Origin of the sequence: Pseudomonas graminis (assembly GCF_900111735.1) — a bacterium.
Taxonomy (GTDB): domain Bacteria; phylum Pseudomonadota; class Gammaproteobacteria; order Pseudomonadales; family Pseudomonadaceae; genus Aquipseudomonas; species Aquipseudomonas graminis.
Map to the genome: position 1 here is coordinate 19,709 of NZ_FOHW01000048.1, position 14,244 is coordinate 33,952.

At 61.2% G+C, this 14,244-nt stretch carries 13 protein-coding genes; all 13 read right to left on the bottom strand.

The window, feature by feature from the left end; translation table 11 throughout:
- Positions 1 to 112: 112 nt before the first annotated feature.
- Positions 113 to 2,428, bottom strand: a complete 2,316-nt coding sequence (locus BMY98_RS23970) for a chemotaxis protein CheA (RefSeq protein WP_074892889.1) — start codon at positions 2,426 to 2,428, stop codon at positions 113 to 115.
- Positions 2,429 to 2,573: 145 nt separating this feature from the next.
- The gene (locus BMY98_RS23975; protein WP_074892892.1) at positions 2,574 to 3,362 is read right to left on the bottom strand and encodes a protein phosphatase CheZ; all 789 of its coding nucleotides are present in this window, start codon (positions 3,360 to 3,362) and stop codon (positions 2,574 to 2,576) included.
- Positions 3,363 to 3,381: 19 nt separating this feature from the next.
- Entirely contained in the window at positions 3,382 to 3,756 is a 375-nt protein-coding gene (locus tag BMY98_RS23980; protein WP_172612850.1) for a chemotaxis response regulator CheY, read from the bottom strand.
- 243 nt (positions 3,757 to 3,999) lie between these two features.
- The gene (fliA, locus tag BMY98_RS23985) at positions 4,000 to 4,743 is read right to left on the bottom strand and encodes an RNA polymerase sigma factor FliA (RefSeq protein ID WP_074892894.1); all 744 of its coding nucleotides are present in this window, start codon (positions 4,741 to 4,743) and stop codon (positions 4,000 to 4,002) included.
- On the bottom strand, positions 4,740 to 5,573 hold the full coding sequence (gene fleN, locus BMY98_RS23990; RefSeq protein WP_074892896.1) for a flagellar synthesis regulator FleN: 834 nt from the start codon (positions 5,571 to 5,573) through the stop codon (positions 4,740 to 4,742). Before fleN ends, fliA begins: the two co-directional genes overlap by 4 nt.
- Positions 5,574 to 5,691: 118 nt before the next feature.
- On the bottom strand, positions 5,692 to 7,035 hold the full coding sequence (gene flhF, locus BMY98_RS23995) for a flagellar biosynthesis GTPase FlhF (protein WP_074892898.1): 1,344 nt from the start codon (positions 7,033 to 7,035) through the stop codon (positions 5,692 to 5,694).
- A gap of 11 nt (positions 7,036 to 7,046) precedes the next feature.
- Positions 7,047 to 9,176 carry a flagellar biosynthesis protein FlhA gene (gene flhA, locus BMY98_RS24000; protein ID WP_074892900.1) on the bottom strand — a complete coding sequence of 710 codons (2,130 nt, stop codon included), beginning with the start codon at positions 9,174 to 9,176 and terminating at the stop codon, positions 7,047 to 7,049.
- A gap of 788 nt (positions 9,177 to 9,964) precedes the next feature.
- The gene (locus BMY98_RS24005; RefSeq protein WP_074892902.1) at positions 9,965 to 10,696 is read right to left on the bottom strand and encodes an anti-sigma factor; all 732 of its coding nucleotides are present in this window, start codon (positions 10,694 to 10,696) and stop codon (positions 9,965 to 9,967) included.
- The gene (locus BMY98_RS24010; protein WP_074892904.1) at positions 10,693 to 11,256 is read right to left on the bottom strand and encodes a sigma-70 family RNA polymerase sigma factor; all 564 of its coding nucleotides are present in this window, start codon (positions 11,254 to 11,256) and stop codon (positions 10,693 to 10,695) included. The genes BMY98_RS24005 and BMY98_RS24010 overlap by 4 nt, the downstream gene beginning before the upstream one ends.
- 111 nt (positions 11,257 to 11,367) lie before the next feature.
- Positions 11,368 to 11,910, bottom strand: coding sequence for a DUF3455 domain-containing protein (locus BMY98_RS24015; protein WP_074892906.1), 543 nt, complete (start codon positions 11,908 to 11,910; stop codon positions 11,368 to 11,370).
- Positions 11,911 to 12,144: 234 nt separating this feature from the next.
- Positions 12,145 to 12,702: a fasciclin domain-containing protein gene (locus tag BMY98_RS24020; RefSeq protein WP_074892907.1), complete on the bottom strand. Its 558-nt coding sequence runs from the start codon at positions 12,700 to 12,702 to the stop codon at positions 12,145 to 12,147.
- A gap of 74 nt (positions 12,703 to 12,776) precedes the next feature.
- A complete protein-coding gene (locus BMY98_RS24025) occupies positions 12,777 to 13,490 on the bottom strand; it encodes an anti-sigma factor (RefSeq protein ID WP_074892909.1) in 714 nt (237 codons plus the stop codon).
- Positions 13,487 to 14,062, bottom strand: coding sequence for a sigma-70 family RNA polymerase sigma factor (locus BMY98_RS24030; protein WP_217648331.1), 576 nt, complete (start codon positions 14,060 to 14,062; stop codon positions 13,487 to 13,489). The genes BMY98_RS24025 and BMY98_RS24030 overlap by 4 nt, the downstream gene beginning before the upstream one ends.
- Positions 14,063 to 14,244: the final 182 nt, after the last annotated feature.

Consider the following 14,244-nt stretch of genomic DNA (forward strand, 5'->3'; position numbering starts at 1 on the left):
GGAAGGCGTCGGGTGTCACACCGAAAATCCACAGTGTCCATTCCGGCCTCTTCCCGGCTGAAGCCGGTCCCACTGAAAAACATCGACAGCCGCCTACCGAAGCTGATCCTGCTTAGCCGATCCGTCGTGCCGCGTAGCGCTTGAGCATGCTCGGAACATCGAGGATCAGTGCGATGCGACCGTCACCGGTGATGGTGGCGCCCGACATGCCCGGCGTGCCTTGCAGCATTTTGCCCAGCGGTTTGATGACCACTTCTTCCTGGCCGACCAACTGATCGACCACAAAGCCGATGCGTTGCGTGCCAACCGACAGGATCACCACGTGACCTTCGTGCTGCTCCTCGTGAGCCGCCGAGCTGACCAGCCAGCGCTTGAGGTAGAACAGTGGCAGCGCCTTGTCGCGGACGATGACCACTTCCTGACCGTCGACGACGTTGGTGGTCGACAGGTCCAGGTGGAAGATCTCGTTGACGTTGACCAGCGGGAACGCGAAGGCCTGGTTGCCGAGCATGACCATCAGCGTCGGCATGATCGCCAGGGTCAGCGGCACCTTGATGATGATCTTCGAACCCAGGCCTTTGGTGGAATCGATGCTGATCGAACCGTTGAGCTGGGCGATCTTGGTTTTCACCACGTCCATGCCCACGCCACGCCCGGACACATCGGAAATCTCGGTCTTGGTCGAGAAGCCCGGCGCGAAGATCAGGTTGTAGCAGTCGGTGTCGCTGAGGCGATCCGCTGCATCCTTGTCCATCACACCACGCTTGACCGCGATCGCACGCAGAACCGCAGGGTCCATGCCTTTGCCGTCATCGGAAATCGACAGCAGGATGTGATCGCCTTCCTGTTCGGCCGCCAGAATCACACGACCGTTGCGGGGCTTGCCCGACGCTTCCCGCTCTTCCGGCGACTCGATACCGTGATCGACCGCGTTGCGCACCAAGTGGACCAGCGGGTCGGCCAGGGCCTCGACGAGGTTCTTGTCCAGGTCGGTTTCTTCACCCACCAGTTCAAGGCTGATTTCTTTCTTCAGCTGACGTGCCAGATCGCGAACCAGTCGCGGGAAGCGACCGAACACTTTCTTGATCGGCTGCATGCGGGTCTTCATGACCGCGGTCTGCAGGTCAGCGGTGACCACGTCCAGGTTCGACACGGCCTTGGACATGGCTTCGTCGGCGCTGTTGGCGCCCAGACGCACGAGGCGGTTACGCACCAGCACCAGTTCGCCGACCATGTTCATGATCTCGTCCAGCCGCGCGGTGTCAACGCGCACGGTGGTTTCCGCTTCAGACTGCGGTTTTTCGCCAGGCGCGGGAGCAGCAGCACGAGCCGGTGCAGCGGCAGCGGCAGGAGCGGCAGGAGCGGCTTTGGCCGGAACCGCAGCAGCAGGCGTCGCTTTGGCCGGTTCGGCTTTGGCGGTGGGTTCTGGCACCTTGGCCGGTGCAGCAGCAGCGACGGCAGGTTCGAACTTGCCTTTGCCGTGCAACTGATCCAGCAGGTCTTCGAATTCGTTATCGGTGATTTCGTCCGCGGCAGCGGCTTTCGACGGGGCAGCGGGCGTAACCGGCGCGGCAGGAGCAGCAGCGGCAGGCGCAGCGGGCGCAGCAACGCCAACGGCATCTGCCGAGAACGAGCCTTTACCGTGCAACTGATCCAGCAGCGACTCGAATTCGTCGTCAGTGATTTCATCACTGGTCGGCGCGGCGGACGGCGTCACAGCCGCCGGCGGTTGCACGGCATCGACGGCGAACTGGCCTTTGCCATGCAGCTGATCGAGGAGTGATTCGAATTCGGCATCGGTGATTTCATCACTGGCCGCAGTGCCGCCCGCTGCAGCGGAAGCCGCCGCCGGTGCTGCTGCGACGGGTGCCGCTGCGACAGGTGCAGACGCAGCCGGCGCAGGAGCGCCTGCCGCTTGCGCCTTGACAGCGTTCAGCGAATCCAGAAGCTGTTCGAATTCGTGATCAGTAATGTCTTCGGACGGCGCTTCAGCAACCGGCTCTTCGACCACCGGTGCCGGAGCGACTTCATCTGCCGAGGCAGGCTCAGCCAGGCGAGCCAGCGCGGCCAGCAGTTCAGGAGTTGCAGGGGTAACGCTGGAGCGCTCACGCACTTGACCGAACATGCTGTTGACGGTGTCGAGTGCTTCGAGCACCACGTCCATGAGCTCCGAGTCAACGCGGCGTTCACCCTTGCGCAGGATGTCGAACACGTTCTCGGCGATGTGACAGCATTCAACCAGCTCGTTGAGCTGGAGGAAGCCGGCGCCCCCTTTTACAGTGTGAAAACCGCGAAAAATTGCATTGAGCAGGTCCGCATCGTCCGGCCGGCTTTCCAGCTCGACCAACTGCTCTGACAACAGCTCGAGAATCTCGCCGGCCTCTACCAGAAAATCCTGAAGGATTTCTTCATCGGCGCCGAAGCTCATTGGGGGGTGCTCCTAAAATTAACCGTCAAACCGATCCAGAGGCTGCACTGACGGCCTGCGCGCATTGCCTTCGCCGAAGCATTGGCGCGCGGGTCCAGCAGCCACTTTCACAGAAAACCTGAAGTCTGAAATCAGAATGACCGAATCAGAATCCGAGGCTGGATAGCAGATCGTCAACATCATCCTGTCCGGATACAACGTCTTCACGTTTATCGGCATGAATCTGCGGACCTTCACCCTTGGAGTGAAGTTTTTCTTCTTCTTTTTGCTGACGGAACACTTCCTGGTCGTGCTCGATGCCCGCGAAGCGGTCCACCTGGCTCGCCATGAGCACCAGCTTGAGCAGATTGCGCTCGACTTCGGTGACCAACGTGGTCACGCGCTTGATCACCTGACCGGTGAGGTCCTGGTAATCCTGCGCCAGCAGAATGTCGTTCAGGTGCGCGGAGACTTCGGTCGTCTCCTTCTCGCTGCGGGTCAGGAACACATCGACGCGGCGGGCCAGATCACGAAACTCTTCGGCGCTGATTTCGCGGCGCATGAAGCGTCCCCAATCGGCGCTCAACGCCTTGGCATCATCACTGAGCCCGTGCATCAACGGCGTGCTCTGCTCCACCAGGTCCATGGTCCGGTTGGCCGCGTTTTCGGTCAGCCTGACCACGTACGACAGCCGCTCGGTGGCGTCGGTGATCTGGGAGACCTCCTCGGCCTGCGGCATGTTCGGGTCGATCTGGAAGTTGACGATCGCGCTGTGCAACTCGCGCGTCAGTTTGCCGACTTCCTGATACAGGCCTCGGTCGCGGGTCTGGTTAAGCTCATGGATCAGTTGCACAGCGTCGCCGAACTTGCCTTTTTCAAGGCTCGCGACCAGCTCTTGTGCGTGTTTCTTCAGGGTTGACTCAAAGTCACCCATTGTCGAATCTTTGGAATCCATAGCGCCCTCGCAGCGGACATCAGCTATTGACGCGCTCAAATATCTTTTCGATTTTTTCTTTGAGCACTTGCGCGGTGAACGGCTTCACCACGTAGCCGTTCACACCGGCCTGAGCGGCTTCGATGATCTGCTCACGCTTGGCTTCGGCAGTAACCATCAGCACCGGCAGGCTGCGCAGACGCTCGTCGGCACGCACCTGACGCAACAGGTCGATGCCGGACATGCCGGGCATGTTCCAGTCAGTGACGAGGAAGTCAAAGGCGCCGCTTTGCAGCATCGGCAATGCGGTGAGACCGTCATCTGCTTCGGCCGTGTTGGTGAACCCAAGGTCACGCAACAGGTTTTTAATGATCCGCCGCATCGTTGAGAAGTCATCAACGATGAGGATTTTCATGTTCTTGTCCAATTCGACCTCCAAGCAGTCTTTAACGCGTGCAGCACCTGAACGCGCGTCCAATCAATACCGGCTGTGCCGAACATGAAGAGGGGGTTTGATCGACCGGAACGAGCGCAGCGAAACCGGATCATCTACGACCCGGTTCGACCGACTCCTGCCATGTCTCTTCTGCTTCCCGCTCACGTCTTGCACAGCCGGTCTTACAAGCAAAACACGCAGGCCTCACGGCCTGCGCCTGATTCACGAACGTGCGCGCCACTCGCCAAGACGACCGCGCAACCGCGCGGCGCATTGGCTGTGCAACTGACTGACCCGCGATTCGCTGACCCCCAGGACCTCACCGATTTCCTTGAGGTTCAGCTCTTCGTCGTAGTACAGCGACAACACCAGACGTTCACGTTCGGGCAAATTGGCGATGGCCTCGGCCAGCGCAGCCTGGAAGCGCTCGTCTTCCAGATCCCGCGACGGTTCGAGGGACTGGCTCGCGCCGTCCTCGTGCAGCCCTTCGTGTTCGCCGTCCTGCAACAGGTCGTCGAAACTGAACAGGCGGCTGCCCAGGGTATCGTTCAAAATCCCGTAATAATCGTCGAGACTCATTTCAAGTTCGGCAGCAACCTCGTGATCTTTAGCGTCACGACCGGTTTTTGCTTCGATTGCACGAATTGCGTCGCTGACCATGCGCGTGTTGCGGTGGACCGAGCGCGGTGCCCAGTCCCCCTTGCGCACTTCGTCAAGCATCGCGCCACGGATACGAATACCCGCGTACGTCTCGAAGCTGGCGCCTTTGGTGGAGTCGTATTTGGTCGACACTTCGAGCAAACCAATCATGCCCGCCTGGATCAAGTCCTCGACCTGCACACTGGCTGGCAGACGCGCCAGCAAGTGGTAGGCGATTCGTTTGACCAGCGGGGCATAACGCTCGATCAGCTCATACTGGGAGTCTTTGGACGATTTGCTGTACATGCGATAGCCACTTGCTGTCATGAGACGGGCCCTGCGCTGGTGTGATGCACGAGGCGTTCTACGAAAAATTCCAGGTGACCGCGCGGGTTCGCCGGCAGCGGCCAGGTATCGACTTTCTGCGCAATGGCCTTGAACGCCAGGGCACATTTGGAACGCGGAAACGCTTCGTACACGGCGCGCTGCTTCTGCACGGCCTTGCGTACGCACTCGTCGTACGGCACCGCGCCTACATACTGCAGGGCCACGTCGAGAAAACGGTCGGTGACTTTCGTCAGCTTGGCGAAGAGGTTGCGCCCTTCCTGCGGGCTCTGGGCCATGTTGGCCAGGACGCGGAAGCGGTTCATGCCGTAATCGCGGTTGAGCAGTTTGATCAGGGCGTAGGCGTCGGTGATCGACGTGGGCTCGTCGCACACCACCAGCAGCACTTCCTGGGCGGCGCGAACGAAGCTCACCACCGATTCGCCAATACCGGCGGCAGTATCGATGACCAGCACATCGAGGTTGTCGCCGATATCACTGAAGGCCTGAATCAACCCGGCATGCTGTGCTGGGGTCAGGTGGACCATGCTCTGGGTGCCCGATGCCGCCGGCACGATGCGTACGCCGCCCGGGCCCTGCAGCAGGACATCGCGGAGCTCGCACCGCCCCTCCATGACGTCAGCCAGGGTGCGCTTGGGGGTCAGGCCCAACAATACGTCGACGTTGGCCAGACCCAGATCGGCGTCCAGCAGCATGACGCGACGTCCCAGCTCGGCCAGCGCCAGTGAAAGATTCACTGAAACGTTGGTCTTGCCTACGCCACCTTTGCCACCGGTTACCGCAATAACCTGTACGGGATGCATGCTGCCCATGTTAGTTGTTTACCTTGTCTTGCTTAGACCTAAGCCACATGTCGGGCTGCACGTTCAGTGCCTGAACAATGCCTGGCAGACCATCGATGCAGGAAAATTCCACTGTCATTTTCTCTACCTAGCCCGCGCGCTTGCCGGTGCTGTGATAAAGATCCGCAAACATATCCGCCATCGCTTCCTCGCTAGGCTCCTCCTGCATCTGCACGCTGACAGCCCGGCTCACCAATTGGTGCCGACGCGGCAAATGCAGATCGTCCGGTATCCGTGGGCCATCCGTCAGATAGGCCACAGGCAGTTCGTGTGTCACGGCCAGGCTGAGCACTTCGCCCAGGCTGGCCGTTTCGTCGAGCTTGGTCAGGATGCACCCGGCCAGGCCGCAACGTTTGTAACTGTGATAAGCCGCTGACAGCACCTGCTTCTGGCTGGTTGTTGCCAGCACCAGGTAGTTGCGCGCCTTGATGCCACGGCCGGCGAGGGTTTCCAGTTGCAGACGCAGTGCCGGATCGCTGGCTTGCAGGCCGGCGGTGTCGATCAACACCACGCGCTTGCGCAACAGCGGCTCCAGCGCCTGTGCCAGGGACTGGCCCGGGTCGACGTGGGTGACCGGTACATTGAGGATCCGGCCCAGGGTTTTAAGCTGTTCCTGAGCGCCAATGCGGAAACTGTCCATGCTCACCAGCGCGATATTTTGCGCGCCGTATTTCAACACATATCGGGCCGCCAGTTTAGCCAGCGTGGTGGTTTTACCCATGCCGGCAGGGCCGACCATGGCAATCACCCCGCCCTCTTCCAGCGGCTCGACGTCCGGCGTGGCAATCATGCGGGCCAGATGGGCGAGCAACATGCGCCAGGTATGGGCCTGATCACCGGATTCCGGGACCATCGCCAGCAGATCGCGGGACAGCGGGCCGGAGAGGCCGACGCGTTGCAGACGGCGCCACAGATTGGCCTGCTGCGGACGGCTGCCTTGCAGCTGGTTCCAGGCCAGCGAGCCCAGCTGGACTTCCAGCAGTTCGCGCAGGCCGTTCAATTCGGAGCGCATCGCTTCGTAAGCACGGTCGCCGACGGCAGGCTCGGCGTTGCGCTCGGCACGCTCGGCGGCCACAGCGGCGTGGATCGACGGGCGGAACGGTTCTTCCAGGGTCGGTTCGATCTGCTTGCTGTCATCCATCGCCAGACCGACAAACAGCTGGCGATTGGCGACAGTGTCCAGCTCGCTGCGGTGGGTCAGTTCAGCCTGAGCGGTGACGATGCGCGATTGAGTCTTGCGCAGCTCTTCTTCGAGTTCGATGTTGGGCACGCGTGGGGCCAGCGCAGACAACTTGTAATCCAGGGCCGCGGTCAGTTCCACGCCGCCGGCGATCCGCCGGTTCCCGATGATGGCGGCTTCAGCGCCCAGCTCATCGCGAACCAGTTTCATGGCTTGTCGCATATCGGCGGCGAAAAAACGCTTAACTTGCATGACTCACTACCTCAGCCGTTAGGCCCGACAGTCGCTACGATGGTGACTTGCTTATTGTCAGGAATTTCCTGGTAAGCCAAAACATGCATATTCGGTACAGCCAACCGTCCAAAGCGGGACAACATGGCGCGAACCGGACCTGCGACCAACAAAATAACCGGCTGCCCCTGCATCTCCTGACGCTGCGCCGCTTCGATCAACGAGCGCTGAAGTTTCTCAGCCATGCTCGGTTCGAGTAGAACGCCTTCTTCCTGACCCTGACCTGCCTTCTGCAGACTATTTAGCAAGATCTGTTCCAACCTTGGCTCAAGGGTGATCACAGGCAGCTCCGGCTCAATGCCGACAATGCTTTGGACGATTGCGCGGGACAATCCGACCCGTACGGCAGCCACCAGCGCGGCGGTATCTTGACTACGTGCAGCGTTGTTGGCTATGGCTTCGGCGATGGAGCGGATGTCACGAACCGGGACCTGCTCGGCGAGCAGCGCCTGCAGCACCTTCAGCAGGGCCGACAGCGACAGCACGCCAGGGACCAGTTCTTCCGCCAGTTTCGGCGATCCCTTGGCCAGAAGAGCCATCAATTGCTGGACTTCCTCGTGGCCGATCAATTCGTGAGAGTGCTTGTAGAGGATCTGATTCAAGTGGGTTGCCACCACGGTACTGGCGTCCACCACGGTGTAACCGAGGGACTGCGCCTGGGCGCGCTGGCTGATTTCGATCCAGACGGCCTCCAGACCAAACGCCGGGTCTTTGGCAGTGATGCCGTTGAGGCTGCCAAATACCTGGCCGGGATTGATGGCCAGTTCGCGGTCCGGGTAGATCTCGGCTTCGGCCAGGGTCACGCCCATGAGCGTCAGGCGATAGGCGCTGGGCGCCAGGTCGAGGTTGTCGCGGATGTGCACGGTCGGCATGAGAAAGCCCAGCTCCTGGGAGAGCTTCTTGCGCACGCCTTTGATCCGCGCCAGCAATTGACCACCCTGGTTGCGGTCCACCAGCGGAATCAGGCGGTAGCCGACTTCCAGGCCGATCATGTCGATCGGGGTGACGTCGTCCCAGCCCAGCTCCTTGGATTCCTGCGCGCGGGTCGGCGATGGCAGCAGCTCTTGCTGACGCTTGACCTCTTGCACCGCAGCGAGCTTGACCTGGTTCTCTTTCTTCCACAGCAGGTAGGCGCCGCCGGCGGCGACCAGACCCAGGCTGATGAAGGAGAAGTGCGGCATGCCCGGGACCAGGCCCATGACGATCATGATCCCGGCCGACACCGCGAGCGCTTTGTGGGAGGCGAACATCTGGCGGCCGACCAGTTTGCCCATTTCTTCCGAACCGGACGCACGGGTCACCATGATCGCGGCCGCGGTGGACAGCAGCAGTGATGGCAATTGCGCCACCAAACCGTCACCGATGGTCAGCAGCGCGTAGACCTTGGCGGCGTCGCCAAAGCTCATGCTGTGCTGCAGGACGCCCACCAGTACACCACCGATGAGGTTGATGAAGAGGATCAGCAGGCCGGCAATGGCGTCACCGCGGACGAACTTGCTGGCGCCGTCCATGGAGCCGTAGAACTCGGCTTCCTGGGCGACTTCGAGGCGACGGCGTTTGGCTTCAGGCTGGTCGATGAGGCCGGCGTTGAGGTCGGCGTCGATGGCCATCTGTTTGCCGGGCATGGCGTCGAGGGTGAAGCGTGCGCTTACTTCGGAGATGCGGCCGGCACCTTTGGTGACCACGACGAAGTTGATGATCATGAGGATGGCGAAGACGACGACACCGACGACGTAGTTGCCGCCGATGACGACTTCACCGAACGCCTGGATGACTTTACCGGCGGCGGCGTGGCCGTCCTGGCCGTGGAGCATGACGACGCGGGTGGAGGCGACGTTGAGGGCCAGTCGCAGCAGGGTGGCGACGAGGAGGATGGTCGGGAATACGGAGAAGTCGAGGGGCCGCAGGGCGTAGATACAGACGAGCAGGACGACGATGGACAGGGCGATGTTGAAGGTGAAGAAGACGTCCAGCAGGAACGGCGGCATGGGCAGCATCATCATGGCGAGCATGACGAGGAGCAGTAGCGGTACGCCAAGTTGTCCACGGCCCAGGCCGATCAATCCGGTTCTGGCGTGGGAGATTATCTGAGAGCGTTCCACCGATGGGCACCTGCGCGTTAAATCAATCTTTTGACGCCGAAGCGTTGTATCGGGGTTATTGCAAGAAGGGGTCCAACATTTGGGATTGGGTGAAAATATCAGAGTGCCAGTATTCAGATCCGCGATTTCCGTCGGGTGCCGGATGAGTCAAGATCAAAGGCATCTGCCTAACGGCAGACATTTCGCCTTCGGCGAGTTACTTGGAAAAGCACCCCAAGTAACCAAGGGTGCTTGCTCCTGGTTTGGCCCGACTTCGTCGGGTTCCCTCACTCCGACGACGCTCCGTAGGCCCGCGCCGAACGGACATCCATGTCCGCAACGGCGCTCTCGCCGCATCCATGCGGCTCGGCCCACTGCGCGTCGTCTGCGTTCAGCCTGCACCCAAGTCGCGTTTTGTGGTGTCTGGAATTTTTGCGCATGAAGATCAAGATCAAAAGCTTCCCGGCTAAAGCCGGTCCTACAGGGCTCGCCGCCGGCCCCGCTCGTGGAACGCGCTGCCTTTAGTGGGACCGGCTTCAGCCGGGAAGAGGCCGGTGTGACCACAACCAATTTCACTGAATGCACGCGGCTTTACTGGCTGAATGCATTCCCCTGTAGGAGCGCGCTTGCCCGCGAACGCGGTGGTTCGGCTGCATTTCAATTCCCTGACACCCTGGGTTCTGATCGTGCTGATCGTTCCCCCGCTCCGCGCGGGAATGCCGCCCCCGACGCTCCGCGTCTCCTAGAGGGGACTGATTTATTTACAGCGCTTCACCGTAAATTAATCTGTCCCCGCCAGCCGCCAAGCGCTAGATCACTTTCACAGCGCGCCCAATGAACTGAATCGGCCCGGTAGGCTTGCCGGTCGGGGAGCCGTTGGGGTTTTCGAGGGTGAGTTCGAAGAGTTGGTTGGGTTGCAGCGGCGGCAGTTTGTTTACGGGGATGGACAGGGTCTGGCCAGGTTTGACCAGGCCAAGGGACACGGGGCCCTGCCAGCCGTCGGCTTTGGTCCAGAATTGGAGGGCTTTGTCGGTCGGGACTGGGGTGGCGCCCAGGGGTATCAGCTGGATTTCTTCCGGGTTGCTGGCCTGGATGACCCAGCCGGGGGCCTGGTTCTGTGGTGCGACCAGCACCACCAAGTACGTCGTGGGGTTTATCGGGGCGGTTCGGGTCAGGAGCATCGAGCCCAGCAACAGGGTTGCAACGAGTCCTGCGCCAGCCAGTCCGCGCCACAGTGGCAGAAGGTCCCACCATGAATGCGACTTTCCGGCGAGGGTCTGTGCAGGAGCCCGATGTTCGTGGCTGTTCAGGCTACGCTCGATCCGGCTCCACAGCCGCGGGCCTGGAGTGTGAGGGTCGGCCAGTTCGGTCAAGGCCAGCAGGCGCCCTTCCCATGCGTCCACTGCGGTACGCAAGTCAGCGTCCGTGGCGAGGCGGTTCTGGACCTCGAGTCGTTGCTCGGCCGGCAGTGTGCCTAACACGTACTCGCTGGCCAGCGCGTCCAGTTCGTCGGCACTGTCTGTTGACGGATACCTTGTCATCCCATGCACTCCCGCAATGCCACCAGACTGCGTTTGATCCAGGCTTTTATCGTGCCCAGCGGCGCGCCCACTTTCTGCGCGATCTCCGTGTGCGAATAGCCGTCTACGTACGCATGAAGAATGCAGTTGCGACGCGCCGGTTCCAGTTGTTCGAGGCATCCGTAGACGCGCCCTGAGCGAGCGCGGTATTCAAAACTGTCAGCTTCGGTTGCGACGTCCGATGCAGCGTCCGCCAGCAACGCGCTTTCGCTCTGCTCGCTCACCTGGAGTGTCTGCGCGTTGTCACGCATGAAATTCAGCGCCAAGTGCCGCGTCACGCTGAAGATCCAGCCACGGGCGGTGCCTCGCGCCGAATCGTAACTGCCGGCGCGGGTCCAGATTTTGATGAAGGCGTCGTGCACGATGTCCTCGGCCAGTGCGTCGCTGCGGACGATCCGCTTGGCGACGCCGAGCAGACGTGCGCTTTCCCGGGCATAGAGGTCGTGCAAGGCCCGCCGCTCACCTCGAGCGCAGGCAGCCAGACAGGCTTCGTAGTCAAAACAGTCTTCAGGTAGGGACAAAATGTTCAACCGCCAACGAAAAGAAATACCCCGACCCAAAGGCCAGGGTGACGTCGGTGCAGCGTAGATGACTTTGTGCGTCAGCGACACGGCATGACGCGGGACGCTGGCTTACTTGGCCGCCCAGAAAATATAGTCCGCCTGATATTTCACGACTTCCTGCTTGCCCTTGGTCGCCATCGAACACTCCATCTTCGGCGCGACACCGCCTTTGGTCGCCACGCGCTGGATGTAACTGACGTTGCTCATCGCGCCCTTGCCTTCCGCAGGGTTGGCTTTCACCAACTGATACGGAATATCGCCCGTCCCGGCGGGGGACACCGCGAGCTGTGTGCCGGTGATCTTCGAACCGTCAGCGGCCTGCCACGTCGCCGGTGGCCCGAAGTACGTGCCGACCTGCTTGCCGCTGCGGTCATTCAACACCGCTTTCGGACCGACGAACGTCCATTCGGTCTGACCGGCAGCGTTGGGCTTGTCGCGGCACTCATAGGTGATCTCGCCCACGCCCACGGTTTCCATGGCGATCTTGTGACCGTCCGGAACCTTGACCGCGTCAGGCAACGCCATCTGCGCGTGCGCCGCCGGCGCCGTGGCCAGCAGGCAAGTGGCTGCCAATGAAACACCGAACGAACCCAGTAATTTTTTAGCGTTCATGCCATCTCTCCATTAGATAAACAGGTCAGCAGCCATCGCTACTTCTTGTACTACCCGGGAGAAAACGAACTGGATGCAGTGAATTGAAAATAAATCTGCGCGGGGAACGGCGGGGGCACGAGGGTTGGAGCTGAGGGGGGGATCAGTGCGCATGGCTTCCGTTGCGGGGCCAGGCCGTCAACCCCGGTGGACAAAGCTGATGTCCACCGGGTGCAGCAGCGATTACGCCAGTGATTAAGGCATCAGCACCGAGTCGACCACGTGGATGACACCGTTCGACTGCATCACATCAGCGATGCTGACCGCGCTTTTGTTACCTTTAGCGTCCATCACCCACAGCTTCCCGTCATGGGGCATCACGGTGAGGGATTCGCCTTGTACGGTTTTCAGCATCACCTTGCCGCCGTTCATTTTGGCGTCCGCCATCAATTGTTTGGCGGTGTGGGTACCGGCGACGACGTGGTACGTCAAAATTTTGGTCAGGTCCGCTTTGTTCTCTGGCTTGACCAGCGTTTCGACGGTGCCGGCGGGCAGTTTAGCGAAGGCTTCGTTGGTGGGAGCGAAGACGGTGAACGGGCCTTTGCTGTTCAGCGTGTCCACCAGACCTGCAGCTTTGACCGCCGCAACGAGGGTGGTGTGGTCCTTGGAGTTGACGGCGTTCTCGACAATGGTCTTGGTCGGGTACATGGCGGCGCCACCCACCATGACGGTGTCGGCGGCAAAGCTCGGTGAAGCAGCGAGGCAGAGGGCGGCGAAGGAGGCTGCGGCAATGCGTTTGGCAATGGTCAACATGGTACTTCTCCTAGATTCTTCGGTCCTTCGGATGAAGGTGAGAGATATACGGAGCAGCGGCCACAACGGATGCATCACAGTGAAGATATTTTTCCCTGGGCGACGACCGGTCCGGTCGGCAGCCCGCTGGGCGACCCGTTCAGCGGCTCCAGGGTCACGGCCAGCACTGCGCCGCTGGCGAGCAGATCAGCCAGTTGCGGCGTTACGTTTAGCGTTGCGGAAGCATTGGCGGGCAGCAGGCCCAGCGACCGCGGCTTGCCATCGGCAGCGATCACCCATGCTTCGGCACTCTTGCCCGGCCAGTCATTGTGGTGTGTGTTGACGAACAGCACACTGCGCCGATCAGGGTTGATCGTGGCGGCAAACAGCGTATCGCCGCTGCTTTGATCCAGACGCGCCAGCAGTGCAGGCCCTGATGCTGGCGCCGAAACAGGCTGCTGAAGGGTCAGCACCGACGCCAGCAACCCGGCAGCCAGCGCGGCTGTCGTCCAGCGCCAGAGCCCGAGGTTGTTCCACCAGCCTGACGCCCGTGACGGCGGATGACTGGCCCCCGCAAACAATCGCTGCTCAATCCTGCGCCAGGTAGCCGCCGGAGGGCTGGACGCGGGCAATTGACCCAGCCACTCGGCGAAGTGCGCCTGCCACTGCTCCATCGCGCGTTGATGGCGAGGCTCCCGCGCAATCATCGCCTCCACCCGATCACGCTCTTGGCGGTCGAGTACGCCAAGGGCGTACTCCGCGATCAGCAGGTCCGGGGTCTCGTCGGGAGGCAGTGGATGCTCGTTCATAGGCCAAGGCACAAGCGCAGTCGAAGCAACCCGCGACGAATCCAGCTTTTCATCGTCCCCAGCGCAATGCCGTGGCGCTCGGCGAGCTCGGCGTACGAGTAACCCTCGAAGAACGCGACGCGAATATAGCGTTGCTGCGCTTCTTCCAGGGTTTCCAGGCAGCGGTCCAACTGGCTGCCCTCCTGCTCGCGTTCGAGAGAGTCCGCGATGGAGTCCTGCGTGGATAATTCGGTGATCGTTTCAAGAGGGTCGTGAGGGCGACGGGCCCTGCGCCGGTCAATGGCCTTGTTGCGCGCCATGGTCGCCAGCCAGGTCATGCCGCTGGCCAGTTGCGGATCGAAGCGAGAGGCCTTCAGCCACGTCATGATGTACACCTCTTGCAGGACCTCTTCAGCCTCGGCCCGATTGCCGGAATAGTGCAGGCAGATGCCGAACAGCCTGGCCGACGTGGCGTGATACATCGCCTCGAACGCCAGCCGATCCCCTTTCCCGCAGGCCTGCAACAAGGCATTCAACGCCTCGGCGCCGGACTGAACGTCAGATAACTGGGCTGCATTTGATCGAATGGTCAAGTGGCAAGGCCTTGAGAGTGACTGCGGCCACTCTAGCGGTGCTGCTGAGAGAAGATCAAGAGCGTCTGCCTGGGGGCAGACCGTTTCGCCTTCGGCGAGTTACTTGGAAAAGCACCCCAAGTAACCAAGGGTGCCTGCTCCTGGTTGGGCCCGACTTCGTCGGGTTCCCTCACTCCGACGAC